This window comes from Pseudomonas sp. microsymbiont 2, assembly GCF_054788395.1.
The window spans coordinates 3,584,421-3,609,650 of record NZ_CM139112.1 but is presented as its reverse complement, the minus strand read 5'-3'; the positions used below and the strand labels follow the sequence as shown (position 1 = coordinate 3,609,650).

Sequence of the window (25,230 nt, the reverse complement as noted above, 5' to 3'; positions counted from 1 at the left end):
ACTTGGCCGAAGGCACCAGTGATCCTGTCGGTAACTGGGAATAGCTTCGACTGGACAATTGATTGAGTCGGCCACCTGTAGTATTGACGGCGCCATACCAACGAGGTCGCCATGATTGAGTATGCATAAACCAAGAGACTGTAATTAAATACACCGGGTAAATCGGAAATGACTGTTGGATCAAGGGATAATCAGGCCGGCCATTGCCATGCAGCGATAGTCATCGGCCAGATCGACACGAGCCCTTCAACTTGGATCATGGCCGATTTCGCTCGCGGCTGGTGCTGCCCGACGGATCGGATACTGCGCTGCCTCGCGCAGGCTATCGAGAAGATCCAGGACGGCGCTATCAGGATGAGCTTCGTCACGCCAGCACATACCTATTGCGCCCTTTACATCCAGCTCGAAGTCCAGGCGTCGCACCAAGCCTCGAGTATGGAAATGCTCAGCAACTCGCCCGGACACAGCGGATAGCATGTCGCTGTTTTGCATCAGCCAAAGGTTGGCCATCAGCGAAGATGATTCCACTCTGCAAGGCAGCGGCTTGAGACCAGCATTAGTTAGAGCTGCATCCAGGCGGTTGCGTATCGGCGACCCCGGTGGCCATAGCAGCCACTCATATTCGTAGAGATCGTGCCAAGCCAAATCATGGCGCTGCAACAGCGGATGTCCTTGTCTTCCTACCACTTGCATAGGTTCACGGAAGAGCATCTCACTGTTGAGGTCATGACTGGGGTGGTAGTTGTCGATCCGTCCTACCACCACATCCAGATGGCCAAGTCTCAAACGCTCGAGCAGCACGTCCATGGTGCTTTCCTGAAGCGAAATCTGTGCCTTGGGATGTCGCTTGAGGAAGTACAGGATGGCATCAGGCACAAGACTGGGGGCCGCCGCTGGAGATGTGCCGATTGCGACGCTGTGAGTGTTGCCTTCACGCAGCGCATCCAGATTCGATTGCGCCCGCTCCATTTCGCTAAGGATGCGTCGCGCATGGTTCACCAGCATGGCGCCTTCGGTGGTTGGGCGTAGCCCACGAGCGAGCCGTTCGAACAAGAGTGTTCCCGCATCCTCCTCAAGATCCTTCAAGAACTTTGAGAGTCCCGGCTGGGTGGTGAACGCCCGACGCGCCGTGTCGCTGAGGTTTCCTGTTTCTGCAAGGGTGACTAACAGCTGGAGGTGGCGTGGGCGTAAGCGTCGAGTCCAATGCATGCTGGATTCCCATCAATATTTTTGTATGGATGCATATGAAAATATCATTTTTTTTGTATATGGAGTGAGCGTTTAATCGCATCGTCATAGGGGATTAATTGATGCCGTTAGCCCCAAATCACAGCCCACCATAGGTGAAGCGATGAATAACAAAGACAACATCGGCTCGGCCCGCGCCGACTTTTATCAACGCATCGGCACTCAGGCCTTGTTCCCCCTATGGGAACAATTGCATAACCTGGTGCCGGCGCAGCCCACCACTTCGTGCGTGCCCGCACTCTGGCGCTTTAGTGAAGTGCGCCCGTACCTCATGGAAGCCGGCCAGTTGATCAGCGCCGAAGAAGCTGTGCGCCGGGTGCTGGTGTTGGAGAACCCGGGCATCCGTGGCCAGGCGTCGATTACCCCGAGCCTATACGCCGGCCTGCAGTTGATCCTGCCAGGCGAGATCGCTCCAAGCCATCGTCACAGCCAGTCGGCCATGCGTTTCGTGATCGAAGGCAAGGGCGCCTACACGGCGGTGGATGGTGAGCGCACTACGATGCACCCCGGCGACTTCATCATTACCCCGTCCATGACCTGGCACGACCACGGAAACCCCAGTGAAGCAGAGGGTGGTGAGCCGGTGATCTGGCTCGATGGTCTAGACATTCCCACCGTACGTTTCTATGGCGCCGGTTTTGCCGAAAACTACCCCGAAGTGGTGCAGCCCGTCAGCCGGCCAGAGGGTAATAGTCTGGCCCGCTATGGCGCCAACATGCTACCGCTGCGTCACGAAGTGCAGGGCACCACGTCACCGATTTTCAGCTACCCCTATGCAAGTACCCGCGAAGCGCTGGCCACCCTCAAGCAGCAAGGCGAAGTGGATGCCTGGGACGGCGTGAAACTGCGCTATGTCAACCCAGCCACTGGCGGCTGGGCCATGCCCACCATCGGCACCTGCATGCAGTTGCTGCCGCGCGGCTTCGTCGGCAAGACGGCTCGTTGCACCGACGCCACCGTGTACTCGGTGGTCGAGGGCCGTGGCCGCGCCATTATTGGCTCGCAGACCTTCCACTTCGAACCCAAGGATACTTTCGTGGTGCCGAGCTGGGCGCCGTTGAGTCTGCTGGCCGACGACGAGTGTGTGCTGTTCAGTTATTCCGATCGGCCGGTTCAGGAGGCTCTCGGCCTGCTGCGTGAGACCCGCGAAGACCATTGATCCAAGGAACCCCTGCCATGACCTACCTGTTCGAACCTGCCGCCGTCACTAGCCTGTCGATTGTCGGCAGCGCCAAGCGCTTTCCGGTACGCCGTGTGTACTGCGTGGGCCGCAACTACGCGGCTCACGCCCGTGAAATGGGCTTCGACCCCGACCGCGAGCCGCCCTTCTTCTTCTGCAAGCCAGCTGATGCCGTGGTGCCGGTGGCAGATGGCCAAACTCTGGAGCTGCCCTACCCGGAAGAAACCAGCAACTTCCACTACGAAATCGAGCTTGTCGCGGCCATCGGCAAGGGCGGCCGCGACATCCCGTTGGAGCAGGCTAACGATCACGTGTTCGGCTACGCCGTGGGTCTGGACATGACCCGCCGCGACCTGCAGATGAAAATGCGTGAAATGGGCCGGCCGTGGGAAATCGGCAAGGCCTTCGACGCCTCCGCGCCGATCGCTGCGTTGTACCCGGCCAGCCAGGTCGGCCACCCGGCCCAGGCGGCCATCTGGCTAAAAGTCGAAGGCCAGGACCACCAGCGCAGTGACATCGACCAACTGATCTGGTCGGTGCCAGAAATCATTGCCTATCTGTCACGCTTCTTTGAGCTGCAGCCGGGTGACCTGATCATGACCGGCACTCCGGAAGGCGTCGGTCCGGTTGTGGCCGGCGAGCTGATGGTGGGCGGCATCAATGGACTGGGCGAGCTGCACGTCCTTGTCGTCTGATTGCCTCGGGGTCGGCATGGTCGACCCTTTCCTCCTTTACCCTGGGCGCGGTCATGGGGGATGGGCTGTAGCTTCAGTGGCTTCGCAGTTTGAGGCAACGCCCTGGCTGCCGCCCATTACCCCGCCAGCAGCCGTGCCACAGGCGTCAGCTGTGCACACGGATTAGGTCGAATCGGTTCGATCCGCGGCACCTTCGCTGGCACATTCCTGATGGGGGCCGGACTGCCCTTCGAGATGTGTTCGCCGTGTTGATGCTGCCCGCCGCCGTAGCGGCGGTGGCGATCCTTTTCAATTCAATAGCGTGCGGGCGGGAGCTCAGCTGCGCGTAAAAGTACCGACTCCACTCTGAAGAACCAGGATGACTGCCATGCAGCTTTACAGCTTTTTCAACAGTTCCACCTCTTACCGCGTGCGCATTGCCTTGGCGCTCAAGGGGCTCGAGGTGGATTACCACGGCGTCAACTTGCGCGCTGGCGCACAGCGGCAGGCGCAGTACCGTGAACTCAGCCCAATAGGCGGTGTGCCGGTATTGGTTGGTGACGATGGCATCAGCCTGACTCAGTCGCTGGCGATTATCGACTACCTCGATGCGCTTTACCCGCAGGTACCGCTGGTGCCTAAAGAATGGCTGGTTCGCGCGCGGGTACTGGAAGTCGCACAACTCATCGCCTGCGATATCCACCCACTGAACAACGTGCGTGTTTTGGGTTATCTGCAAAGCGTGCTGAAAGCCGGCGCTGAGGAAAAGGACCGCTGGTACGCACACTGGGTTGCTGAAGGCCTGTCCGCACTCGACGCCCTGTTGCAGCGCCACGGTAGCGGCCCGTATTGCTTCGGTGAGGAGCCGACCCTGGCTGACTGCTGCCTGGTGCCCCAGGTGGCCAACGCCGAGCGGATGGGGTGCGACTTGAGAGCCTATCCCCGGGTGATGGCCGTCTACAGCCATTGCCAAACCCAGCCTGCCTTCCAGCGCGCAGCCCCTGGCCAGCAACCTGATTTCATTCATTAAGCAGTAAAGGCTTAGGCCTGAACGGAGATCCGAATCATGACTGAAAAAAAACAACAAAAAATCATTATCGTCGGCGGTGGCATTGGTGGACTGGCTGCAGCCCAAGCCCTCACCGCCCAGGGTATAGAGGTTCTCTTACTTGAGCAGGCCGACCATATTGGTGAGATTGGCGCCGGAATCCAGCTTGGCCCCAATGCCTATGCTGCGTTGGATGCCTTGGGCGTCGGACACGCAGCGCGAAACCGCTCGGTCTTTACCGACCAGCTGATCATGATGGACGCCATCGATGCCAAAGAGGTAGGACGCATCGAAGTAGGTGCGCGTTTCCGCCAACGCTTCGGTAACCCCTACGGTGTGATCCATCGCGCCGATATTCACTTGTCGATTTTGGAAGCAGTCCAGCAGAACTCACTGATCCGCTTCCAGACCTCGACTCGCATCGTCAGCATGGAGATGGACGATCATGGCGTGATTCTGACTGACTGCAAGGGCAACCGGTACCAAGCCGATGCTGTAGTAGGATGTGATGGCGTGAAATCAGTAATCCGCGAGCGTACGGTGGGCGACCAGGCTCGGGTCACCGGTCATGTGGTTTATCGCGCAGTGGTGGATGTCGAAAACATGCCCAAAGATCTTCGGGTCAACGCCCCAATGCTGTGGGCGGGGCCACGTTGCCACCTGGTTCACTACCCGCTGCGCGGTGGCAAACAGTACAACTTGGTGGTGACTTTCCACAGCCGCAATGAAGAACAGTGGGGCGTCACTGACGGTAGCAAGGAAGAAGTGCTCTCATACTTCGAGGGTATACACGAGCGCCCGCATCAAATGCTTGACCGACCAACCTCATGGCGCCGCTGGGCCACTGCCGACCGTGATCCTGTGGAGCAGTGGGGTGAAGGGTGTGCGACCCTCCTTGGCGATGCTGCTCATCCGATGACCCAGTACCTAGCCCAAGGGGCGTGCATGGCGCTGGAAGATGCAGTAGTGCTGGGTCAGGCGGTCAAGGCTTGCGAGCATGACCTGCAGGCTGCATTCCGGCTGTACGAGTCGATCCGTATTCCACGTACGGCGCGGGTTTTGTGGTCTGCGCGAGAAATGGGGCGTCTGTACCATGCAAAAGGGGTCGAGCGTTTGGTGCGTAACCAGCTCTGGGCTGGTCGAAGCCAGGACCAATTCTATGATGCTGTTCAGTGGCTGTATGGATGGAACATAGAAAACTGTCTTGAGCATCAGCTTGCAGCGCAAGCTTAGGTTCCGACGCCTCAAAGTCGGTATGCGTTGAGCAAAGCACATTACAGGAATCTAACTGCGAGAAGCGCTACAGTAACGCTTGGGGTAGCCACGAGCTGAAGTTGTGATCTTCACCAGGGATGAAAGCATCATACTGGATGACCTCATTTCGGCCGTTAAACAGGCGCGTACGGCAGCTTTGGGTTGCAATAAGTCATGCTCGAATGACCGCTTGCGACCCATTGCAGCCGTTAAGACCAAGCAGTGGATGCGACGGCCTACGCTGCTCACTGATCGGCCAAGCATAGATACTGATGCAACTGCTCTCCAAGAACCTCGAACGCCTGAGCGATCCTGTTAATTTTGCGCAGGTCATTGTGCATTGCGATCCACACGTCTACCTCAAAGCCAAAATCGTGTGGTAGGACATGTACCAAGCCGTGCGATTTTGCGATTTGCGTCGGGCAGAGTCCGAAGCCCAAGCCCGCTTTCAGTGCGGCCAACTGTGCAAGGTGATGATCAGAGGCGATGGCGAAATGCTGGTCGGCATCGCACAGACCTGCGTCGACCAACCGACGCAAATCCGCTGAGCGTCTGTCCGGCCCGATCAGTGGCCCATGGCGCAGCGACAGCAGGGAGGCTGGTTTACCGTAGCGCTCCAGGCACCCGGCAGTGGCATGGATGCCAATCCGCAAACTGCCGACAAGCCGCACCGTGATATCCGCTTCATTGGGACGCATCAGCCGCACCGCAATATCCGATTGCAGCCTGGCGATGTCTTCAAGGGCATCGCTTATGCTCAGCTCAAAGTTGAGTCCGACGTGTTCGTAATGAAAAGGGCGCAGCAGGTCGGGCAATACCTCGACGCCAAGCAACTCACCACAGGTCAGCCGGACTGTACCGTGATCCATCGACGCTTCAGAGCTGGCCATGCGGTTGAAGGTTTGCGCGGCCAGATCCATGGCCTCCACATGTTCGATCAGACGCTGCGCTCCGGTAGTAGGCGTCAGTCCTTGAGGTGTGCGGGTGAACAGGCTCACACCGAGAGCGTGTTCAAGATGGTCGAGGCGCCGGCGCGCAGTGGCCTGAGCTATACCCAGCAGCTTCGCCGCGCCACTCAGGCTGCCAGAGCGCAACACGGCGAGAAATACACGCTGGCTTTCCCATTCAATACCGCTCATACATTCTTGGCCAACAGTTGCTCCTAATTTGATCTTCTGCCCGAGCCCGTTAAAAGCGATCATTCGCCCACATTTTTCCGGGTGTCATTGTAAGGAACCAACGCATGAGAATCACCGGTCAGTGCCGATGTGGGCAAGTCACCCTTGAGATCGTGGCGCAGCAATTGCCGCCGCTGTATGCCTGCCACTGTTTGAACTGCCAGCGCTGGAGCGGCAGTGCCTTTGGTCTGCACTTGCTGAGCGTAGCTTCGGCTGTTCAGGTGTCTGGCGAAACGGCGATCTTTGAGCATGAACACCAAGGTCAAACGTCTACCCAACATGCCTGCGGTATATGTCATACCCGGCTGTTCAACGAGACCACGGCAGCGCCCGGCATGCGAGTGGTACGGGCAGGTATCCTGGAAGGCTCTGAGCGTTTCGAGCCGGTTGCGCACATCTGGACACGGCGCAAGCAGCCATGGCTGGTGCTGCCGGGGACTATCGCACAGTGGCAGGAGAGCCCCACGCCAGAAGCATTCGCCGCCGCGCTAGGGTAAAAGAGCTTGCTCTTCCATAAGTGAAGGTGTCGCTCGCCGAACGGCAAATTATCAGGGTTGACTACGTCCGCTAGGGGGCGGTTAGCGCCTCTGTGTCGAGCTGACCATCCTTGTCCTCCCTTACATGGAGGACAAGCCATGAATACCACTTCGACCAGCAGCCATCAGCCTTGGAACAAAGGAAAATTGGTCGGGCAAAAAGCTCCGCTCCGACTGAAAGACATCTGGGCCATTCGGGTAAGGCTTCAAATCGCGGAGGAAACCCGTGATTTAGCTCTTTTCGATCTGGCCATCGACAGCAAGCTACGAGCCTGCGATCTGACCAAGCTTCGCGTACGCGACGTTGCTCATGGGGAGCACGTGTCATCGCGAGCAATAGTAATGCAGCAGAAAACCCAACGGCCCGTGCAGTTTGAAGTTACAGACCAAACGCGGCTGGCCCTACAGGCCTGGATACATCAAGCCCAGCTCCACAGCGAGGATTGTCTTTTTCCAATCCGGTTACACGCATCAGTGCATCTCTCCACCCGGCAGTACGCCCGGATCGTCAAAGCGTGGATAAAGTCTATTGGGCTAGATCCAGCTATGTACGGCACCCACTCGATGAGACGTACGAAGGCATCGCTGATCTATCGCAGGACAAAGAACCTGAGAGCAGTTCAGCTCCTGCTCGGCCATACAAAGCTTGAAAGCACGGTGCGATACCTAGGCATTGAAGTCGATGACGCATTGGAGATGGCAGAGCAGACGGAGGTCTGACAGCGTCCAGCGACGGTCGAGGTATGACCGTCGCGATTCGACCCATAGTTGCCGCTGGTGAAGAGCGGTGATCGAGATTTGCTGGCTATTCACTGATCTCGATGTCGTTCAGGTAAGCTCAGCCCTCTGCACCGCCACCAAGGACGGTACCCATGCATTCACTCACCGATGAGCAGCTACTTGAGATCATCCGTCATAACCCAATAAACCGAGAGCTATTGGAGATTCTCCCAACGCTCGGTATCCCTGATTCCATGGTGGTCGCAGGCGCTTTGTTCCAAACGTTCTGGAATCACCGCTCGGGACAACCTCCTGAGTGGGGTATCAAGGACTATGACATCGCCTACTTCGACGATGACTTGTCTTGGGAAGCGGAAAACCGGGTCATAGCCCAAGCTCATCAGGCGTTCTCGCACCTGGGTGTTAACGTCGAGATACGCAACCAGGCCCGCGTGCATTTGTGGTACGAAGGGAAATTCGGCGGCACCTATCCACCGCTGAAAAAGGTAACGGATGGTATCGACCGCTATCTGATTCGGTCGACCTGCCTAGGCGTTGATGCTTGTAAGGGTAAGCTCTACAGCACCCATGGCCTGAACGACCTCTTGAACAACTGGCTCAGGATGAACGAGTTGAATCCGCGTCCAGACTTATTCAGGGCGAAAGCTGCCAGCTATCAGGCGCGCTGGCCATGGCTTCAATTGGTTGAATGAACGTCCGCAATGGGTCGATAGCGGTCAATCGCGGCCGGCGGCTATCAACCCAAAGCCGCTGCTTGGGAGGGGTGGTAATCGGCTAGAAGCTCCCATCCGAGGGTGCCTACGAATCTAAGGACATTTCAGTTTGACAAATTAAACTCAGCCTTCAATTGCTTTGAGTCGCTGCTTCAACTGCTCGTTGAGCGACATGCCGTGCACACCTGAGTGAATTTCGCGATGGCAAGATGGGCAGACAGCACCTACGTACCGAGGGTGGTCGAGGCCTCCGTCGGAGAGCCGATTTACATGATGCGGTTCGAGGTACGGGGTTCCATCCTTCTTAATGAAGGGGGCTGGCTTTTCACAGCTTTCACACATGCCTTTGGCACGCATGAGGACGTAGTGAGCGACCTTCCGGCTGCGCTGGTAAATTTTGCGATGCGCCGATTGGTCCATTGCATCCGTTACCGGCCTACAGGCAGCCAGCGCAGCTATCCGAGCAGCCGCTAACGAATCTGCAAGTTCAACCTCACCAGCCCAACTGCACCCCAGCGCCACCGGGCAACGGCTCCATGCGCATGGGCGGGCCGAAGAAGTCGATGGCCTGCTTGGCGTCGCGCCCTTGCCATTGGTTGCCCGCCATCAGCTCCGGCAGGGTCGGGATGCAGCCGGCCAGCGCAGGCAATAACAGGCCAAGGATCAGCAGAGGGCGCGTGCTCATCGTGGGGTGTTGCCCAGCATGTCGTCCAGCTCCTGCACCGCCTGGCTGTTGGCCTGGATGCCGATCAACTCGATGAACATGGCCTGGATAGTGGCGACCATCTTCGCCGCCGGCATCTTGCCGATCGACAGCATCTGGTTGCGCGCGCGGTTGTCGGGGGCGCAGACGAAGGCGAAGGTGCGCTGCAGCCAGTAGTCCTTTGGTGCGACCCAGTCTTTGGCGTTGGTTTTCACATCGCGCACGGCGCCGTCGAAGCGACGTATCGCCCGGGCGCTGTCCAGGCGGATCTGGCGCTGTTTGCATTTGACCTGCACCTCGTAGGCGGCGAGGGTCGGGAAGGCCGGGTCTTCGAACAGCTGCATGACCTGGGCCGATTGCACGCCACCGGGCTTTTGCAGGATGCCGGCGGCATCGGCGACGTAGACCTCGTTGTGCAGGCGTTCGCCTTTGCCGTAGATGATCCAGTAGTCGCCTGAAGCGGGTGCGGCCAGGGCAGGGGTGCTGCAGGTGAGGGCCAGGATGGCCAGCCATCGGCAGAGGGGTGGAAGTTTGTGACCCATGGAGTCCTTTCCTGGTTTTTGTAATCAAGAAGGGACTATACGAGCGCTGGGTGAGGAGGGTCGATTAGGGCGGTTGTGCTAATGGCCAAGGGCTTGTAGCGCGGTGAGGCAGTGGGCAGAGTCTTGGATGGTGGGCAGTTGGATTCGGGATTGTGGATTGAGCGGAAATCGCTGGGACCGCTTTGCGGTCCTTTCGCGACGCAAGGCCGCTCCTACAGGGGGGCGGCGTATGGGTTGGCTGGCAGCTCATGGTCGAAGGGCAGGTTTGGGCCTGTTCGGGAGCAGGTGATTGCTGCGGCATGGATTGCGTAGGCGAGGATTGCATCGATGGTTTTGTGGGGGAGCTTCGCCACACCGGCCGGGCTGTCTACTCCGAGGCGTGCGAGGTAGGAGAGCACGGCGGCTTGGAAGGTGTCACCGGCGCCTACGGTGTCGCTTACTGGCAACGAGGTATCTGCTGGGCGCTGCCATGAACCATGTGCGCAATGCACGCTGGCTCCGTCTGCCCCATGAGTAATGAAAACCAGTCGGCAGCGCTCGTTTAGCCAGCCTTGAGCCACGTCACGCGTCTTCCGGCCTGGGTAGAGCAGGGCGATATCTTCCTCACTGGCCTTGATCACATGCGCATGCCCGGCAAACGCTTCCACCTGCCGCCGCCACAGCGCCACATCCGGCTGCGGATTCAGCCGCACATTCGGATCAAGGCTGATCAGCCGCCGGTCCCGCTCGCGCTCCACCAGTGCCATAAGCGTATCGGCCACGGGCTGCACCACCAGTGTGTACGAGCCCACATGGATTCCCCGCACATGCTCATCCAGCTCCGGCAGATGTGCCAGCGTCACCTGCCGATCCGCACACCCTTCACCGCGAAACTGATACTGCGCCGAGCCATTGGCATCTAGCCCAACCATGGCCAGGGTGGTCGGCGCATCGCTGGTCACCACATAGCGGCAGTCCACCCGTTCCTCTTCCAGCACCCGCCGCAGCCGGGCACCGAGGTAGTCGCTGGACAACCCGCCGTACAACGCCGAATCCACGCCCAGCCGGCGCAGGCCGACGGCCACGTTGAACGGCGACCCGCCGGCAATCGCGGTAAACCCCAGCTCGCTGCTGCGGCTGCTGTTTTCCAGGCTGAAGACATCGAACAGGGCCTCGCCACACACCAGGTACATGCAGTTCTCCAGATCGAAAGACAAGGGAAGGATACCCGCACTCAGCGCGCAGGCAGTTGCTCCCGGTAGCGTTGATAGACGACCTCGTACTCGGCCTGTTGCGCCGGACGGGGCAGGGTTCGGGTGCTTTCGTCGAGGGCGACGCAGCGTTTGCACAGGGTTTCGAGGCTATCGCCTTGGTCCAGCTGGCGGCCGAGGCTCCAGGCGGCCTGGATCGCGGCGCCCAGGGCGGCGGCTTCGGTCTGTTGGGGGCATACCATTGGCAGGCCGAGGAGGTCGGCCAGTGTCTGGCGCCACAGCGGGCTTTTCGCCGCGCCGCCGACCAGGCGGATTTCGCTGCCTGGCAGGCCGCTGGCGCGCAGCAGGTCGAGGCCGTAGCGCAGGCTGAAGCAGGTGCCTTCAAGCACGGCGCGGCAGAGGTTGGCGCGGGTCAGGTTGGCGCTGGTCATGCCGTGCAAGCTGGCCGTGGCTTCGGGCAGCGCGGGCACGCGCTCGCCGTCGAAGAAGGGCAGCATCAGCAGGCCATCGGCGCCGATCGGGGCTTGGGCAGCGAGGGCAGTGAAACGGTCGAGGTCGAGCTCCAGCAGTTCGCGCACCAGGGCGCAGGCGCTGGTGAGGTTCATGGTGCAGATCAACGGCAGCCAGCCGCCGCTGGAAGCGCAGAAGGTCGCCACTTCGCCCTGGGCGCTGACGTGTGGTTGGTCGGCGTAGGCAGCCAGGGTGCCGGAGGTGCCGAGGCTCAGGGTGATTATGCCGGGGGTGATATTGCCGGTGCCGATGGCACCGAGCATGTTGTCGCCGCCGCCCGTGGCCACCCAGGTCCGTGGGCTCAGGCCGAGGGCAGTGGCGGCCTGTTCGCGAAGGGTGCCGATGCAATCGCCAGATTCGATCAACTCAGGTAGCGCAGCCAAAAGACGCTCGCCCGGCTCGATGTGCTGAAGGACATCGGGTGCCCAGGTGCGTCGGCGCACGTCGTAGTAGCCGGTGCCGGAGGCGTCGCCGGGCTCCGTGCAGGCGCGACCGGTCAGCCAGTAGTTCAGGTAGTCGTGGGGCAGCAGGATATGGGCGAGGCGGGCGAACAGCTCGGGATGATGGCGCTTGGTCCACAGTAACTTGGATACGGTATAGCCCGGCGCGATCACCAGCCCGAGGCGTTCAAGCGAGCCTTGGGCGCCGCCGAGGGCATCGAGCAGTGCCTGGTTCTCGGGCGCGCTCTCGGTGTCGCACCAGAGCTTGACCGGGCGCAGCACCTGGCCCTGGGCGTCGAGCATCACCAGGCCGTGCTGCTGGCCGGACACGGCCAATGCGCGGATCGCGTGGCCATCCACACCGGCTTCTCGCAAGGCAGCGGACACCGCCGCACGCAGGGCGTCCAACCAGTCGGCGGGATCCTGCTCGCGCCGGCCGTCACGGCCTTGGGGCGGCGCGTGGGCAACGCTGCCCAGGCCGAGCACCTGGCCGCTGCGAGCGTCCAGCACCAGGGCCTTGGTGCCCTGGGTGCCGCAGTCGATGCCGAGGAATAATCCATCCATTTCGAAACACTCCGTGTCAGTCGCCGAGGACCTGGCGCAGGGTTTCACTTACGCCAATTTCGCGCAAGCTGTCGTACAGGCGCTCGAAGGCGCTGACGAAAGCCTTGGACGCGGGGATCGCGCTGCCGAAGATCGCCTCGTCGCCCAGCACACGGGCGGCCAGGCCGTCGCGCTGTACCACTCGGGCCTGGCAATCGGCGGCGCGGGGGTCGGGGATGCTGTAGCGGTTGCCGTGTTCGTCTTCGCCGCGCAGGTACAGGGCCCAGGCGGCCACCACCAGGGCCACGCGCTCCAGCGGCTTGCCGTCGGCGATCAGGCGGTTGGCGGTGGGCACGATGAACTTGGGGAACTTCGACGAGCCGTCGGAGCACACGCGCTCCAGCTGGTCGGCGATGGCGCGGTTGGCGAAGCGTTCGCTGAGGCTTTGCTTGTAGCGCTCAAGATCGATGCCGGGCACCGGGGCCAGTTGTGGGGTTACGTCCTGGTCCATGAAGGTGTGCATGTAGCGGCGCAGCAGCGGGTCGGCGAGGGTTTCGTGGACGAAACGGTAGCCTTGCAGAAAGCCCAGGTAGGTGAGGGCCAGGTGGCTGCCGTTGAGCAGTTTGATCTTCATCTCTTCATAGGGGGTGACGTCGCGGGTGAACTGCACGCCGACCTTTTCCCAGGCCGGGCGCCCGGCGACGAAGGTGTCTTCCACCACCCATTGCAAAAACGGTTCGCACACCACCGGCCAGGCATCGTCGACGCCGTGGCGCTCGCGCAGTTGCTGGCGGTGGGCGGGGCTGGTCATCGGGGTGATGCGGTCGACCATGGCGTTGGGGAAGCTGACCTGGCTGGCGATCCAGTCGGCCAGGTCGGGGTCGAGGCGCTGGGCGAAGGCCAACAGGGCCTTGCGGGCGACGTCGCCATTGTGCGGGAGGTTATCGCAGGACATCACGGTGAACGGGCCGGTGCCGGCGGCGCGGCGGCGGCGCAGGGCTTCGCAGAGGTAGCCGAACACGCTTTGCGGGGATTGCGGGTTGGCCAGGTCGTGCTGGATTTGTGGCAGGTCGGCGCGGAACTCGCCGGTGCTGTCGTCGATGCAGTAGCCGCCTTCGGTGATGGTCAGCGAGACGATACGGATGCCGGGTTCGGTCAGCTTGGCCAGCAGCGGTTCGGCGCCGTCCTCGGCCAGCAGCATGCCGTTGATGGCGGCGATCACGCGTACCTTGGTGTCGGGCTGGTCGCCCAGTTCGAACAGGGTGTAGAGATGGTCCTGGCCGGCCAGGGCGTCGCGCATGGCGCGGTCTTCGCTGCGTAGGCCGACGCCGCAGATGGCCCAGTCGAGGCCTTCGCCGCAGTTCATCAAGGCGTCGGTGTAGGCGGCCTGGTGGGCGCGGTGGAAGCCGCCGACGCCGATGTGGACGATGCCCTGGCGCAATTGGGTTGGGTCGTAGCTGGGGCGGGCTACGGTGGGGGGGAGGTGGTTGAGGTTGGGGTGGTTGAGTTTCATGCTGGGGGCATTCCTTATCGGGGTCATGTTGGATCGCGTGATGGCGGCGAGGTGCTTGGCGGGAGCCTTGTGGCGTTCTCGAGATCGAGCGCCGCCCGCGCGGCGCATCGCGACGCAAGGCCGCTCCTACATTTGTTGCAACGTACCGAACCTGTCAGGCCATGGTTGCCCGCCTTGGCACATGTCTTGAGACAGGTGCAGCGGCAGTGGTGCCCACGCTGAAACCGCGTCGTACCAACAAGGCGGACCAGGCAATGGCACAGGATTGACTGGCCCGAAACAGATGTAGGAGCGGCCTTGCGTCGCGATGCGCCGCGCGGGCGGCGCTCGATCTCATAGGCGCCACAACCCGCTCGACGAACACCTCAGGCCACCTTCTGCAATCGCTTGTCGATCGCCTGCCCATTGCTATCAAACAAATGGCAATGGCCTGGATCAAAGCCCAACTCCAACCCCTCGCCAAACCCCGGCGCAAAGTCCCCGCGCACCCGCACGGTCAGCATTTCCCCGGAGGCCGCACGCACATGGCAGTAGCTATCGCTGCCCAGTCGCTCGCTGACATCGGCAGTCACCTGCAGCGAGCCTTGGGTACCTTGCCCGGCGCGATCAATGTTCAGGTGCTCGGGACGAATCCCCAGCGTCACCTGGCTACCGGTATGCAATTCCCCCGCGCACAACGGCAGGGCGATGCGCGCGCCGCACTCAAGCGCCACCTCGCACTGGTTGCCCTGATTACGGCTCAGGTGCCCACGCAAGAAGCCCATCTTCGGCATCCCCAGAAACCCCGCGACAAACAGGTTGGCCGGATGGTGATACAGCTCCAGCGGCGAGCCGACCTGCTCGATGCGCCCGCCATTGAGTACCACCACCTTGTCGGCCAAGGTCATCGCCTCAACTTGGTCATGGGTCACGTAGATCATGGTCGCGGCCAGCTCCTGGTGCAGGCGCGCCAGTTCCAGGCGCATCTGCACGCGCAGGGCGGCGTCGAGGTTGGACAGCGGCTCGTCGAACAGGAAGATCTTCGGGTTGCGCACGATCGCCCGGCCGATCGCCACCCGCTGGCGCTGGCCGCCGGAGAGCTGGCGGGGCTTGCGTTCGAGCAGCGGTTGCAGCTCGAGGATGCGCGCGGCGTTGTCGACCTTGGCGCTGACTTCCTGCTTGCCGACGCCGGCCAGGTCCAGGGCGAACGACAGGTTCTTGCGCACGGTCATGTGCGGGTACAGCGCGTAGGTCTGGAACACCATGGCCAGGTCGCGCTTGGCCGGGGCGGTGTCGGTGATGTCGGCGCCGTCGAGGGTGATGCTGCCGCTGCTGACTTCCTCGAGGCCGGCGATCAGGCGCAGCAGGGTGGACTTGCCGCAGCCGGAGGGGCCGACGAACACCACGAACTCGCGGTCGCGCACATCCAGGTCGATGCCCTTGATGATGGCGTGGCCATCGAAGCCTTTGTGCAGGTTGCGGATTTTCAGGTCAGCCATGGGGGGTGTCCTCGTCAAGGCGTGGAAAGGGGGCGTGGAAAGGGGCTGGCGTGGGACCGGGTGGCGTGGGAGCGGGCTTGCCCCGCGATGCAGGCGGCGCGGTGGATGGCACCGGCGTAGCCGGTGATCGCGGGGCAAGCCCGCTCCCACGCCAAACGCGAAATCAGGGGCCTCGGGGTCATTTCACAGCCCCAAACGAAAGCCCACGCACCAGTTGCTTCTGGCTGATCCAGCCAAAGATCAGGATCGGCGCGCAGGCCAGGGTCGAGACGGCCGAGAGCTTGGCCCAGAACAGCCCTTCAGGGCTCGAATAGGACGCCACCAGCGCGGTCAGCGGCGCGGCAGCGGACGAGGTCAGGTTCAGCGACCAGAACGCCTCGTTCCAGCACAAAATCAACGACAGCAGCAGGGTCGAGGCCAGCCCGCCACGGGCGATCGGCAGCAGCACGCGGACGATCTCCTGCCAGGTGCCGGCGCCGTCCAGCCGCGCGGCTTCGAGGATGTCCACGGGGATGTCCTTGAAGTAGGTGTACACCATCCACACCACGATCGGCAGGTTGATCAGGGTGTAGACGATGATCAGCGCCAGGCGCGAATCCAGCAGGCCGAACTGCTTGGCCAGCAGGTAGATCGGCATCAAGACGCCCACCGGCGGCAGCATCTTGGTCGACAGCATCCACAGCAGCGTGCGCTTGGTGTGGCGGGTTTCGAAGAAGGCCATCGAATACGCCGCAGGCACCGCGATCAGCATGCACAGCAGGGTCGCCGAGAACGAGATCAGCACCGAGTTCCAGGCGTAGGCGAAATAGTCGCTGCGCTCGTTGATGTGCAGGTAGTTCTCCAGCGTCGGCGCGAAGATGAACTGCGGCGGCGTGGCGAAGGCGTCCAGCTCGGTCTTGAAGCTGGTCAGCAGCATCCAGAAAATCGGGAAGAAGATCACCAGGGCGATGGCCCAGCACAGCAGGCCGAGCAGCGCGTTCTTCAGGGTGCGGGTTTGCTTGAGTGTCAGCATGGCGGGCTCCTCAGCTGCGCGCGGTGAGGTTCTTGCCGATCATGCGAACCAGCACGATGGCAGCGATATTGGCGATCAGCACGGCGATCAGGCCACCGGCCGAGGCCATGCCGACGTCGAACTGCAGCAGCGCCTGGTTGTAGATCAGGTAGGCGAGGTTGGTGGACTCGTATCCCGGGCCGCCGCTGGTGGTGGTGAAGATCTCGGCGAACACCGAGAGCAGAAAGATCGTCTCGATCATCACCACCACGGCGATGGGGCGGGCCAGGTGCGGCAGGGTCAGGTGCCAGAAGATCGCCAAGGGGCCTGCGCCATCCAGGCGGGCGGCTTCCTTCTGCTCCTGGTCCAGCGACTGCATGGCGGTCATCAGGATCAGGATGGCGAACGGCAGCCACTGCCATGACACGATCAGGATGATCGACAGCAGCGGGTAGTGCGCCAGCCAGTCCACGGGTTGTGCGCCGAACAGGCGCCACACGGCGGCGAGAATGCCCGACACCGGGTGGAAGATCAGGTTCTTCCACAGCAGCGCGCTGACCGTGGGCATGATGAAGAATGGCGAGATCAGCAGTACCCGCACCACGCCGCGGCCCCAGAACTCGCCGGCCTCCAGCAGCGCGGCGATCAGCACGCCGAGCACCACGCTGATCGCCAGCACGCTGCCGACCAGGGTCAGGGTGTTGAGGGCGCCGGGCATGAAGCCGGCGTCGGTGACGAAGAAGGCGAAGTTCTCAAGGCCCACGAACTGGTTTTCGCCGGGGTACAGCAGGTTGTAGCGGATCAGCGAGAAATACAGGGTCATGCCCAGGGGCACGATCATCCACAACAGCAGCAGCGCCACCGAAGGGCTGACCAGGAACCAGCCGGGGCCGACGCGGCGTTTGCCGGGGCGCGCGGTGGTGAGGCTCGGGGTGTCGAGGGCCGATGTGTTCATGGCGACTCCGTGTGCATCGGAAAGGGGCGGTCACCGCGCCGCAGGATGGCGCGGTCTACGGCGGTGCGAGCTACTTGGGGTAGCCGGCGCGCTTCATCTCGCGTTCGGTGGACTGCTGGGCCGAGGCTAGCACCTGGTCCACTTTCATCTGCCCGGTGAGTGCGGCGGAAAACAGCTTGCCGACCTGGGTACCGATGGCCTGGAACTCGGGGATGGTCACCAGTTGGATGCCGACGTAGGGCACGGGCTTGAGAGTAGGGTGGTTGGGGTCGACACGTTTGAGCGATTCCAGGGTCACCTGGGCGAACGGCGCGGCGGCCAGGTACGCATCGCTGTAGGTCGAGGCGCGGGTGCCCGGTGGCACGTTGGCCACGCCTTCCTGCTCGGCCACCAGCTTGCCGTAGGCCTCGGAGGTGGCCCAGGTGCTGAAGGTCCTGGCGGCGTCCTTGGCCTTGGAGCTGGTGGGGATCGCCAGGGCCCAGGAATACAGCCAGGTAGCGCCTTTATCGGTGACTTCCTTGGGCGCAAAGGTGAAGCCGACTTGGTCGGCGACCTTGCTCTGGCTCTTGTCGGTGACGAACGAGCCGGCGACGCTGGCATCGACCCACATCGCGCACTTGCCGCTGTTGAACAGCGCGAGGTTTTCGTTGAAGCCGTTGCTGGAGGCGCCGGGCGGGCCGTATTGCTTGAGGGTGTTCACATAGAAATTCAGCGCGTTCTTCCACTCGCTGCCGCTGAACTCGGGTTTCCATTGTTCATCGAACCAGCGCGCGCCGAAGGCGTTGGCCACCGTGCCGATCAGCGCCATGTTCTCGCCCCAGCCGGCCTTGCCGCGCAGGCAGATGCCGTACTGGCCCTGGTCGGGGTGGTTGAGCTTGGCGGCGAACTCGCCAAGCTGGGTCCAGGTGGGTTGCTCGGGCATGCTCAGCCCGGCTTTTTCGAACAGGTCCTTGCGGTAGTAGGTGATCGAGGCTTCGGCGTAGAAGGGCAGGGCGTACAGCGTGCCATTGGCCGACAGGCCGTTGCGCACCGAGGGGAACACGTCGTCGAGGTTATAGTCGGCCGGCAGGTCGGTCATCGGTGCCAGCCAGCCCTTGGCGCCCCACAGCGCGGCTTCGTACATGCCGATGGTCAGCACGTCGAACTGGCCGCCCTGGGTGGCGATGTCGGTGGTCAGGCGCTGGCGCAGCACGTTCTCTTCGAGCACCACCCATTTGAGCCGGATGTCCGGGTGCTGCTGTTCGAACACCTTGGCCAGGCGCTGCATGCGGATCATGTCGTTGTTGTTGACCGTGGCGATGGTCAGGGTCTCGGCGGCCTGGACGTGCAGCGGCAGGCTGAGGCAGGCGGCGGCCAGGCAGGCCTTGATCGAGTCGTTCATCGGTGAACTCCCTCGGGGAAGACGTTATTGTTTTTGTGTCGCTCGCTGCCGATTACACCGTTGTGCGACGACGCCGACAAAGCCTCGCCTGCACCTTGACTGATACTTTTTTGCAGTGACTTGCGGGATTTACATTCCCCTGTAGGAGCGGCCTTGTGTCGCGAAAGGGCCACGCAGCGGCCCCAGGGTTTCGGCGTTAACGCATAAATCGCCGGGGCCGCTGCGCGGCCCTTTCGCGACACAAGGCCGCTCCTACAGGAGATTGCGTATGATGTTCAGGCGCGGTTCTGCTCGGTCAGCCGCTGGGTCACCAGGCTGCGGTAGTCGGAGGGGGTCATGCCCTTGAGCTGCAAAAAGCGCCGGTTGAAGTTCGACAGGTTGCTGAACCCCGACTCGAAGCACACCTCGGTCACCGGCAGCTCGCCCTTGGCCAGCAGCTCGCACGACTTGCTCACCCGCAGCCGGTTGACGAACTCGACGAAGCCGCGCCCGGCGGCCTGCTTGAAGAAGCGCGAGAAGTAGGTGGGGGTCATCCCCAGGTGCTCGGCCACTTCGTTCTGGCTCAGGTCCTGGGCGTAGTGCTGGAAGATGTAGTCCACCGCCCGGTTGATGCGCTCGACGTTGTGCTCGTCGGCCAGCTGCGAGGAGGTGACGGTGGACAGCAGCTGGTAGTCGTCACAGGCGGCCAGCTGCTCCATGAGGATAAAAAAGTATCCCAGGCGGGTCATGCCGCGACTGTCCGCGATGCGTTGCAGCAGGTGGCGGCTCTCGCGGATCAGCGCCGGGTCGCGGAACTCGATGCCGTAGCGCGCCCGGGCCAGCAGCGGGGCAAGCTGGGTGAGCTCGGAGAACACCTGGCTGCCGTCTTCAAGCACCTCGTCGGTGAAGTTGACCAGCATGTCGCGCTTGCCTACCACTTCGTCGGGGCCGACCTGGCTGATCCAGTTGTGCGGCAGGTTGGGGCCGGTGAGAAACAGCGTGTCGGGGGCGAAGTTGCCGATGTAGTCGCCGATGAACACCTTGCCGGCGCTGGCGACGATCAGGTGCAGCTCGTATTCCTTGTGAAAGTGCCAGCGCACCAGCGGGCTGGGGAAGCCGTGCTGACGGTAGATCAGCGAGTGGCCTTCGTGGTCGTCCATCAGTTCGTAGGACGGATCGGTGACTTTGCTCGTTCTGGGCATGACGATGGCTGTACGTGTGAAAGCGGGGTTGGCCGCGATGGGCTGCCGAGCAGCGCCTTTTTCTACGACTGACAGACATTAGCCTGTTTGCCGTCGTTAGTGCAGATCGATTTCGTAGGTCCTACTCCTTTTCTTCCTCTGTTCGTGTAGTCCATTTCCTAAAGGGGCTTTTTCCTCCTGATCGACCGTTGTGGTGGTGTAGTGGGCGCTTTAGTCTCGCCCTGCTCGTCGTGTTTCGCCATCCGGGGTCGACCGAGCTTCTGGGCAGAGCGCCGTGCAGGGATCGCGCGGTTTGGTTCGGGGGTTCTGGAGGTGATGCGCGGCGAGCTCTTTCTTTTTCAAGGGGGCGGATCATGGACAGGGACGAGCAAGGCAAGGGCTGTGGGGAGTTGAAGATCATCAGCCTGGTCGGGCGTACCAGGCGCAGCCCGATACGCGACTGGGTGCAGGTGGTACCAGGCTTGCCACCAGGACAGGTGTTGCAGGAAACATCGGTGATCCTCGGTGTCATCACCGGGCTGACGCAGCAGGCGTTGAGCAGGCCGGTGGAGGCGCAGACGCTGCTACGGGCGACGTACTACCTCAGCGGTATGGCCAAGGCCATGATCGATGGGCAGCTGCCGGCCGGCAAAGAGCAGGGTGACGGTTGAGCATCGTTTGAACGACAACAGCCGCTTTCGAACGATCGAAAGCGGCTGTTGCGTGTAGCGCTGCTGTTTTCATCGAGGGGCGGCTTCACAAGGGTGCGCTGATCAGTTTGCCGGTGCGCGACGCAGGGCAGCGGCCAGGGCAACGGTCAGCAGCACGGCCACCGCCATCGCCAGGCCGATGGCCACGGCAATCCCCAGACGCTCGAGCAGACCCGCCATCGTCAGGTAGAACGCAATCACCCCTACCGCGCCAATGGCATTGCCGCGCACCATCGCCGCCATCCCGGCGCGGCCACCCTGCACATGGGCAAACACCACCAGCGGCCAGGCGATCACCGGGATCGGCGCCAGCATCCCGCTGGTGGCTGGCCCCAACCAGCTGGCCAGGCTGGTCGTGACCATCAGCAAGGTGGTGGCCGAAACCATGCGCAGCGGGATCTCCCAATAGCGATGCCGGGGGCGGGCGAGCGTGTCGGGCCTGGGTTCGCGGCCGCTGGCGTGGATCAGCACAGCGATCAGCAGCAGTGCCACGGCGATCGACAGGTACAGCCCGCCCCAATGGGTGAAGGCATAGGCCGCCGCACCGTAGAACAGCACCGCCAGCGGTACCGCCGGGCCGATGCCGATCCTGCGCGTGGCGAACAGGTAGAAGGTGTAGGTCGCCTGCACCGCCGCCAGGCCGCCGAGCGCGCCGGGTACCGCGCCGAGGGCGAAGCCGGGGCCCTGTTCCAGGCTCAGGAAGGTCATCACCAGTGCCGAGGTGATTGGTAGCCCGGACAGCAGTCCACCCAGCAGGCCGCCCCAGCGGCGCGAAGCGAGGGAGATGGCCCACATCAGCAGCGGGGTGACGATGAGCTTGAGGTAGAGGAGCGTCATTGCGTGGGTATCCGCTATTGCAAGGGCGGGGGCCTGCCGTTGGCATTGGATGGAGGGCGCCGTCGGTCACGGCCGGCCTCGAGCGTCCGAGCATGGGGGCGCCGATACGGCTGGTCAAGCCCGCGGGGGCGTGCGCTGCTACCGGGGTCATGGTCCGAACCGGACAAGTTGCAGGCGGCAGATGCAAATCCGCGCACGATCGGCCATTGTTGCGAGCATGCCGTGCAATCATCCACCGTCCTTTGCAGGGAGCCCCTATGGACCCGCTCTATCTCATCGCCCTCGGCGCTGTTGTCGCCGGTTTCGTCCAGGGCTTGTCCGGCTTTGCCTTCGGCATGGTGGCGATGTCGTTCTGGGCGTGGGGGCTGGAGCCTCGCGTGGCGGCGGTGCTGACGGTGTTCGGCAGCCTCACTGGTCAGTTGATCGCTGTATTCAGCGTGCGCAGGGGCTTCAGTTGGACCTTGCTGTGGCCCTTCGTGCTGGGCGGCCTGGCGGGGATTCCACTGGGTGTCTGGGTCCTGCCGTACCTCGACATGTTGTGGTTCAAGGCGGTGTTCGGCACCTTGCTGGTGGTGTGGTGCCCGCTGATGCTGCTGGCGCCGCGTTTGCCGCGCCTGCAGGGTGGGCGCCTGGCGGACGGCGCGGTGGGCATGGTCGGCGGCGTGCTGGGTGGCATCGGCGGCTTCACCGGTACGGTGCCTACGCTTTGGTGTACCTTGCGCGGTTTCGAGCGCGACACGCAGCGGGCGGTGATCCAGAACTTCAACCTGTCGATGCTGGCGGTGACCATGCTCACCTACCTGGGCAGTGGTCTGGTCACCCGGGCGCTGCTGCCTTCGTTTGCCGTGGTGGCACTGGCGATGCTGCTGCCGACTGTGCTGGGGACGCGATTGTACCTGGGGATCAGCGAGCTGGCTTTTCGTCGCATCGTGCTGAGCCTGTTGACGCTCTCGGGCGTGGCGATGCTGACGGTGGCGGTGCCGGGACTGCTGGCACGCGGCTGATCCTGCCGCTGAGCAAGCTGCGCCCCAGCATCCAGGGCGAGTCCGCGCCGCTCGATTGCTGTCGCGGGTGTTTCGCACCTTGCCTTGACGTCGGCTTCTTGGCACCCTTTGCCAGCCATGTCGCATCGTCAACACCGCACAACAAGGAACCCTCAAGGTGAGCTGGGAAAAAGTCGGTAAATTGCTCGTGGGCCTGCTGCTCATCGCTGCCGTCGCGGCCATGCTCCATGCCGTGCTGGGCGATGACCGGCGTCTGCAGGCGCGCCTGACCTACGCCCACCTCACTTACCCCGGCCAATTCAACGAGCGGGTCAGCCAGAGCAACGACCTGCTCAAATACGAGCGTTTGCATGCCCGTATCAGCGACATCGGCGCTGGCGCGCTCGATCATGCGCAGATCGACAAACTGGTGGAGCTGGCCCAGGCGCCGTACCTGCAACTGTTCGCCAGGCCGTTCGAGGCCGGATTGGTGGATCATCGCACCGGCCTGTTGATCGAGCTCGCTAACCCGGCGTCGGAACCGGTCAAGGCGGTGCAGATCCGCTTGCCGGCGAGGGGGCTGGTGCAGGTGCGCGACGCGGCCGGCAATGACACGCTGATCCAGGCGCCCACCAATCTCGTCGACATCCCCGGCATCGACGGGATGAGCGAGAGCAAGGTCTGGGTGTATTTCGACAACGACTATTCGCAGATTCGCCAGGGCGGAATCAGCATTCGCTCCGAGGATGGCGGTGCCGACATCCAGGTGTACCGCGAGGTGACGGGGTTCCCGGCACTGCTGGCGCGTTACAGCCAGATGGTCGTCGCGTTGTTCGCCGCGTTGCTGGCGGGCATGCTGTGGCTGGGCCATGCCTGCCTGGCACGGCGGCGCAAGGGCATGGTGGGCATGGCCCGCTCCTGACCCCGGTAGTGTGACGGGGCCGCCCTTGCGCTGTCGGCGCGTTACACCTTGAACTGCGCCACCATCGTGTTCAACTCCACCGCCAGGCGAGAAAGGTCCTGCGCCGCCGCGCTGGTCTGGTTGGCGCCGGCCGAGGTCTGTGTCGCCAGGTCGCGGATGTTCACCAGGTTGCGGTCCACCTCCCGGGCCACCTGGGCCTGCTGTTCCGAGGCGCTGGCGATCACCAGGTTGCGCTGGTTGATCGAGGCGATGGCTTCGGCGATCAGTTCCAGGGCCTGGCCGGCGGACTGCGCCACTTCCAGCGTGCCGCCGGCCCGGCCCTGGCTGCTGTGCATCGCATTGACCGCACGCTCGGTGCCGGTCTGGATCCCGCCAATCATCTGTTCGATTTCCGCCGTGGATTGCTGGGTCCGGTGGGCCAGCGCTCGGACCTCGTCGGCGACCACGGCAAAGCCACGCCCGGCTTCGCCGGCGCGGGCCGCCTCGATGGCGGCGTTCAATGCCAGCAGATTGGTCTGCCCGGCGATCGAGCCGATCACATCGAGTACCCGGCTGATCTCGTTGGCGCTGCTGGCCAGCTGTTCGATTTCGTGGGCGGTGCCGGTGACGTCCTCGACCAGATACTGGATCGAGGTCAAGGCCTGGTTGACCTGGTCGCGGCCGTCGCGGGTCGTCTGGTCGGCGCCCCTGGAGGCGTCGGCGGTGCTCACGGCGTTGTTGGCGACTTCTTCCACCGCGACGGTCATCTGGTTGACGGCGGTGGCGGCCTGGTCGATCTCGGCGCTCTGCTGGTGCAGGCCGCGGCTGGTGTCCTCGGTGACGGTATGCAGCTCTTCCGAAGCCGAGGCCAGTTGGTCGGACGAGGCGGCGATCTTGCGGATGGTGTCGCGCAGGCTCTGTTGCATGCGGCTCAAGGCCCGCAGCAGCTGGGCCGGCTCGTCGCGCCCGACGATCACGATGTCGTGGGTGAGGTCGCCACTGGCCACTCGCTCGGCGACTGCCACGGCTTCGGCCAACGGTACGACGATGCTGCGGGTCAGCAGGGTGGCGATGGCCGCCAGGGCAAGCAGGATCACGGCCAGGGCGCCGATGATCAGGGTCAGCGCACTCTGCGACGCGGCACTGCTGCGCAGCGAGGCTTTCTCGGCTTCGTGCTTGTTGTAGTCGATCAGTGCGGCGAGGGCGCTCATCATGCTGTCGGCATATTCGGCCAGCGGGCCATTGATCAAGCGCTTGGCTTCGTCCAGCCGTTCATTGCCGGCGGCCTCGCGGATGGACTTTTGCAGGGTGTGGTAGCGGTCGCTCAGCCTGACGAACGCGTCGAACAGGGCGCGATCCTCGGCGGCGGCAATGGTGCCTTCGTAGGCTTTGAGGTCGCCTTGCAGCTGTTGGTTGACCTGCTCGATCCGCTCCAGGGTGGCGTGGCGTGCGCCGCTGCTGTCCTCGAGCGCGCTGCGCAGGGTGAGGGCGCGTGCCCGGCCGAGGTTGCTGCTGACCTCGCCAAGGGCGATCACCGCAGGCATCCAGTTGACTCGAATTTCGTTGGTGGCGCTGTCCATCCTGCGGGTTTCGTAGAGGGCGATCAGGCCCATGGCCAGGACCAGTACGCCGAGCAAGGCGAACATGCCCGCTGCGCGAATGCCGATCTTCATGTTCCGTAACTGCATGGGACGCTCCTTGACAGTGGCTGGAAGGCGTCAAGAGCACGGTTTGGCCGGGCTCGGCTGGTCTTGCTCTCAAGGCGCCGGGAGGGAGGTTATTTCCTTACGATTCATGTTGTTTATCTCGAATGATGCCATA

At 62.7% G+C, this 25,230-nt stretch carries 25 protein-coding genes; 10 read left to right on the top strand and 15 right to left on the bottom strand.

The features are described 5' to 3' along the window. Positions 1 to 246: 246 nt before the first annotated feature. Positions 247 to 1,209, bottom strand: a complete 963-nt coding sequence (locus ACYUME_RS16130; protein WP_460415740.1) for a LysR substrate-binding domain-containing protein — start codon at positions 1,207 to 1,209, stop codon at positions 247 to 249. A gap of 142 nt (positions 1,210 to 1,351) precedes the next feature. On the opposite strand from ACYUME_RS16130, the gene gtdA reads away from it, so the two are divergent. The 4 genes from gtdA (at position 1,352) to ACYUME_RS16110 (ending at position 5,383) form a co-directional block, all read left to right on the top strand. Continuing rightward, positions 1,352 to 2,407, top strand: coding sequence for a gentisate 1,2-dioxygenase (gene gtdA / locus ACYUME_RS16125; RefSeq protein WP_011533788.1), 1,056 nt, complete (start codon positions 1,352 to 1,354; stop codon positions 2,405 to 2,407). Positions 2,408 to 2,424: 17 nt separating this feature from the next. Beyond that, positions 2,425 to 3,123 (top strand): fumarylacetoacetate hydrolase family protein, encoded by a 699-nt coding sequence (locus tag ACYUME_RS16120; protein ID WP_460415739.1) that lies wholly within the window; start codon positions 2,425 to 2,427, stop codon positions 3,121 to 3,123. Between the two features lie 367 nt (positions 3,124 to 3,490). Then, entirely contained in the window at positions 3,491 to 4,132 is a 642-nt protein-coding gene (gene maiA, locus ACYUME_RS16115) for a maleylacetoacetate isomerase (RefSeq protein WP_460415737.1), read from the top strand. Positions 4,133 to 4,168: 36 nt separating this feature from the next. Beyond that, the gene (locus ACYUME_RS16110; protein WP_460415735.1) at positions 4,169 to 5,383 is read left to right on the top strand and encodes a 3-hydroxybenzoate 6-monooxygenase; all 1,215 of its coding nucleotides are present in this window, start codon (positions 4,169 to 4,171) and stop codon (positions 5,381 to 5,383) included. Positions 5,384 to 5,649: 266 nt separating this feature from the next. On the opposite strand, the gene ACYUME_RS16105 is transcribed toward ACYUME_RS16110, so the two are convergent. Further along, positions 5,650 to 6,606: a LysR family transcriptional regulator gene (locus ACYUME_RS16105; protein ID WP_460415733.1), complete on the bottom strand. Its 957-nt coding sequence runs from the start codon at positions 6,604 to 6,606 to the stop codon at positions 5,650 to 5,652. Between the two features lie 41 nt (positions 6,607 to 6,647). Between ACYUME_RS16105 and ACYUME_RS16100 the strand changes: the two genes are divergently transcribed. From ACYUME_RS16100 to ACYUME_RS16090, 3 genes are all read left to right on the top strand, one after another. Further along, on the top strand, positions 6,648 to 7,079 hold the full coding sequence (locus ACYUME_RS16100) for a GFA family protein (RefSeq protein ID WP_460415732.1): 432 nt from the start codon (positions 6,648 to 6,650) through the stop codon (positions 7,077 to 7,079). 138 nt (positions 7,080 to 7,217) lie between these two features. Further along, a complete protein-coding gene (locus ACYUME_RS16095; RefSeq protein WP_460415731.1) occupies positions 7,218 to 7,838 on the top strand; it encodes a tyrosine-type recombinase/integrase in 621 nt (206 codons plus the stop codon). Between the two features lie 152 nt (positions 7,839 to 7,990). Further along, complete coding sequence (locus ACYUME_RS16090) at positions 7,991 to 8,551, top strand: nucleotidyltransferase family protein (protein ID WP_460415730.1); 561 nt, start codon at positions 7,991 to 7,993, stop codon at positions 8,549 to 8,551. Positions 8,552 to 8,695: 144 nt separating this feature from the next. On the opposite strand, the gene ACYUME_RS16085 is transcribed toward ACYUME_RS16090, so the two are convergent. The 11 genes from ACYUME_RS16085 to ACYUME_RS16035 form a co-directional block, all read right to left on the bottom strand. After that, entirely contained in the window at positions 8,696 to 8,914 is a 219-nt protein-coding gene (locus ACYUME_RS16085) for an HNH endonuclease (protein WP_460419377.1), read from the bottom strand. A gap of 151 nt (positions 8,915 to 9,065) precedes the next feature. Next, on the bottom strand, positions 9,066 to 9,257 hold the full coding sequence (locus tag ACYUME_RS16080; RefSeq protein WP_460415729.1) for a hypothetical protein: 192 nt from the start codon (positions 9,255 to 9,257) through the stop codon (positions 9,066 to 9,068). Continuing rightward, positions 9,254 to 9,817, bottom strand: coding sequence for a hypothetical protein (locus ACYUME_RS16075; protein WP_460415727.1), 564 nt, complete (start codon positions 9,815 to 9,817; stop codon positions 9,254 to 9,256). The genes ACYUME_RS16080 and ACYUME_RS16075 overlap by 4 nt, the downstream gene beginning before the upstream one ends. Positions 9,818 to 10,029: 212 nt before the next feature. Beyond that, positions 10,030 to 10,989, bottom strand: a complete 960-nt coding sequence (locus ACYUME_RS16070; RefSeq protein WP_460419376.1) for a carbohydrate kinase family protein — start codon at positions 10,987 to 10,989, stop codon at positions 10,030 to 10,032. Positions 10,990 to 11,030: 41 nt separating this feature from the next. Then, positions 11,031 to 12,521, bottom strand: coding sequence for a xylulokinase (gene xylB / locus ACYUME_RS16065; RefSeq protein WP_460415726.1), 1,491 nt, complete (start codon positions 12,519 to 12,521; stop codon positions 11,031 to 11,033). 16 nt (positions 12,522 to 12,537) lie between these two features. Continuing rightward, on the bottom strand, positions 12,538 to 14,013 hold the full coding sequence (locus tag ACYUME_RS16060) for a mannitol dehydrogenase family protein (RefSeq protein ID WP_460415724.1): 1,476 nt from the start codon (positions 14,011 to 14,013) through the stop codon (positions 12,538 to 12,540). A gap of 365 nt (positions 14,014 to 14,378) precedes the next feature. Beyond that, on the bottom strand, positions 14,379 to 15,491 hold the full coding sequence (locus tag ACYUME_RS16055) for an ABC transporter ATP-binding protein (RefSeq protein WP_460415723.1): 1,113 nt from the start codon (positions 15,489 to 15,491) through the stop codon (positions 14,379 to 14,381). A gap of 178 nt (positions 15,492 to 15,669) precedes the next feature. After that, entirely contained in the window at positions 15,670 to 16,503 is an 834-nt protein-coding gene (locus ACYUME_RS16050; RefSeq protein WP_011533227.1) for a carbohydrate ABC transporter permease, read from the bottom strand. A gap of 10 nt (positions 16,504 to 16,513) precedes the next feature. After that, positions 16,514 to 17,437: a carbohydrate ABC transporter permease gene (locus tag ACYUME_RS16045; RefSeq protein ID WP_460415721.1), complete on the bottom strand. Its 924-nt coding sequence runs from the start codon at positions 17,435 to 17,437 to the stop codon at positions 16,514 to 16,516. Positions 17,438 to 17,507: 70 nt separating this feature from the next. Next, the gene (locus tag ACYUME_RS16040; RefSeq protein WP_460415719.1) at positions 17,508 to 18,818 is read right to left on the bottom strand and encodes an ABC transporter substrate-binding protein; all 1,311 of its coding nucleotides are present in this window, start codon (positions 18,816 to 18,818) and stop codon (positions 17,508 to 17,510) included. Positions 18,819 to 19,093: 275 nt separating this feature from the next. After that, positions 19,094 to 19,999, bottom strand: a complete 906-nt coding sequence (locus ACYUME_RS16035; protein WP_279887001.1) for an AraC family transcriptional regulator — start codon at positions 19,997 to 19,999, stop codon at positions 19,094 to 19,096. A gap of 353 nt (positions 20,000 to 20,352) precedes the next feature. Between ACYUME_RS16035 and ACYUME_RS16030 the strand changes: the two genes are divergently transcribed. After that, a complete protein-coding gene (locus ACYUME_RS16030) occupies positions 20,353 to 20,649 on the top strand; it encodes a DUF3077 domain-containing protein (protein ID WP_460415717.1) in 297 nt (98 codons plus the stop codon). Between the two features lie 102 nt (positions 20,650 to 20,751). On the opposite strand, the gene ACYUME_RS16025 is transcribed toward ACYUME_RS16030, so the two are convergent. Beyond that, the gene (locus tag ACYUME_RS16025) at positions 20,752 to 21,525 is read right to left on the bottom strand and encodes a hypothetical protein (RefSeq protein WP_460415715.1); all 774 of its coding nucleotides are present in this window, start codon (positions 21,523 to 21,525) and stop codon (positions 20,752 to 20,754) included. Positions 21,526 to 21,782: 257 nt separating this feature from the next. On the opposite strand from ACYUME_RS16025, the gene ACYUME_RS16020 reads away from it, so the two are divergent. After that, positions 21,783 to 22,529 carry a sulfite exporter TauE/SafE family protein gene (locus ACYUME_RS16020; protein ID WP_460415713.1) on the top strand — a complete coding sequence of 249 codons (747 nt, stop codon included), beginning with the start codon at positions 21,783 to 21,785 and terminating at the stop codon, positions 22,527 to 22,529. Between the two features lie 157 nt (positions 22,530 to 22,686). After that, positions 22,687 to 23,430 carry a hypothetical protein gene (locus tag ACYUME_RS16015; RefSeq protein WP_460415711.1) on the top strand — a complete coding sequence of 248 codons (744 nt, stop codon included), beginning with the start codon at positions 22,687 to 22,689 and terminating at the stop codon, positions 23,428 to 23,430. A gap of 41 nt (positions 23,431 to 23,471) precedes the next feature. Here the strand turns inward: ACYUME_RS16015 and ACYUME_RS16010 are convergent, their stop codons facing one another. Continuing rightward, a complete protein-coding gene (locus tag ACYUME_RS16010) occupies positions 23,472 to 25,055 on the bottom strand; it encodes a methyl-accepting chemotaxis protein (protein WP_460419375.1) in 1,584 nt (527 codons plus the stop codon). Positions 25,056 to 25,230 lie beyond the last annotated feature (175 nt).

Excerpts from the sequence above, each read along its gene's own strand:
- ACYUME_RS16035 (WP_279887001.1), bottom strand. The coding sequence starts at position 19,999 with ATGCCCAGAACGAGCAAAGTCACCGATCCGTCCTACGAACTGATGGAC.
- ACYUME_RS16010 (WP_460419375.1), bottom strand. The coding sequence starts at position 25,055 with ATGTTCGCCTTGCTCGGCGTACTGGTCCTGGCCATGGGCCTGATCGCC.
- ACYUME_RS16100 (WP_460415732.1), top strand. The coding sequence starts at position 6,648 with ATGAGAATCACCGGTCAGTGCCGATGTGGGCAAGTCACCCTTGAGATC.
- maiA (WP_460415737.1), top strand. The coding sequence starts at position 3,491 with ATGCAGCTTTACAGCTTTTTCAACAGTTCCACCTCTTACCGCGTGCGC.
- ACYUME_RS16120 (WP_460415739.1), top strand. The coding sequence starts at position 2,425 with ATGACCTACCTGTTCGAACCTGCCGCCGTCACTAGCCTGTCGATTGTC.
- ACYUME_RS16085 (WP_460419377.1), bottom strand. The coding sequence starts at position 8,914 with ATGTGTGAAAGCTGTGAAAAGCCAGCCCCCTTCATTAAGAAGGATGGA.
- ACYUME_RS16040 (WP_460415719.1), bottom strand. The coding sequence starts at position 18,818 with ATGAACGACTCGATCAAGGCCTGCCTGGCCGCCGCCTGCCTCAGCCTG.
- ACYUME_RS16080 (WP_460415729.1), bottom strand. The coding sequence starts at position 9,257 with ATGAGCACGCGCCCTCTGCTGATCCTTGGCCTGTTATTGCCTGCGCTG.
- ACYUME_RS16025 (WP_460415715.1), bottom strand. The coding sequence starts at position 21,525 with ATGACGCTCCTCTACCTCAAGCTCATCGTCACCCCGCTGCTGATGTGG.
- ACYUME_RS16130 (WP_460415740.1), bottom strand. The coding sequence starts at position 1,209 with ATGCATTGGACTCGACGCTTACGCCCACGCCACCTCCAGCTGTTAGTC.
- ACYUME_RS16095 (WP_460415731.1), top strand. The coding sequence starts at position 7,218 with ATGAATACCACTTCGACCAGCAGCCATCAGCCTTGGAACAAAGGAAAA.
- ACYUME_RS16070 (WP_460419376.1), bottom strand. The coding sequence starts at position 10,989 with ATGTACCTGGTGTGTGGCGAGGCCCTGTTCGATGTCTTCAGCCTGGAA.
- ACYUME_RS16055 (WP_460415723.1), bottom strand. The coding sequence starts at position 15,491 with ATGGCTGACCTGAAAATCCGCAACCTGCACAAAGGCTTCGATGGCCAC.
- ACYUME_RS16060 (WP_460415724.1), bottom strand. The coding sequence starts at position 14,013 with ATGAAACTCAACCACCCCAACCTCAACCACCTCCCCCCCACCGTAGCC.
- ACYUME_RS16105 (WP_460415733.1), bottom strand. The coding sequence starts at position 6,606 with ATGATCGCTTTTAACGGGCTCGGGCAGAAGATCAAATTAGGAGCAACT.
- xylB (WP_460415726.1), bottom strand. The coding sequence starts at position 12,521 with ATGGATGGATTATTCCTCGGCATCGACTGCGGCACCCAGGGCACCAAG.
- ACYUME_RS16110 (WP_460415735.1), top strand. The coding sequence starts at position 4,169 with ATGACTGAAAAAAAACAACAAAAAATCATTATCGTCGGCGGTGGCATT.
- ACYUME_RS16030 (WP_460415717.1), top strand. The coding sequence starts at position 20,353 with ATGGACAGGGACGAGCAAGGCAAGGGCTGTGGGGAGTTGAAGATCATC.
- ACYUME_RS16045 (WP_460415721.1), bottom strand. The coding sequence starts at position 17,437 with ATGAACACATCGGCCCTCGACACCCCGAGCCTCACCACCGCGCGCCCC.
- ACYUME_RS16050 (WP_011533227.1), bottom strand. The coding sequence starts at position 16,503 with ATGCTGACACTCAAGCAAACCCGCACCCTGAAGAACGCGCTGCTCGGC.
- gtdA (WP_011533788.1), top strand. The coding sequence starts at position 1,352 with ATGAATAACAAAGACAACATCGGCTCGGCCCGCGCCGACTTTTATCAA.
- ACYUME_RS16075 (WP_460415727.1), bottom strand. The coding sequence starts at position 9,817 with ATGGGTCACAAACTTCCACCCCTCTGCCGATGGCTGGCCATCCTGGCC.
- ACYUME_RS16020 (WP_460415713.1), top strand. The coding sequence starts at position 21,783 with ATGGACCCGCTCTATCTCATCGCCCTCGGCGCTGTTGTCGCCGGTTTC.
- ACYUME_RS16090 (WP_460415730.1), top strand. The coding sequence starts at position 7,991 with ATGCATTCACTCACCGATGAGCAGCTACTTGAGATCATCCGTCATAAC.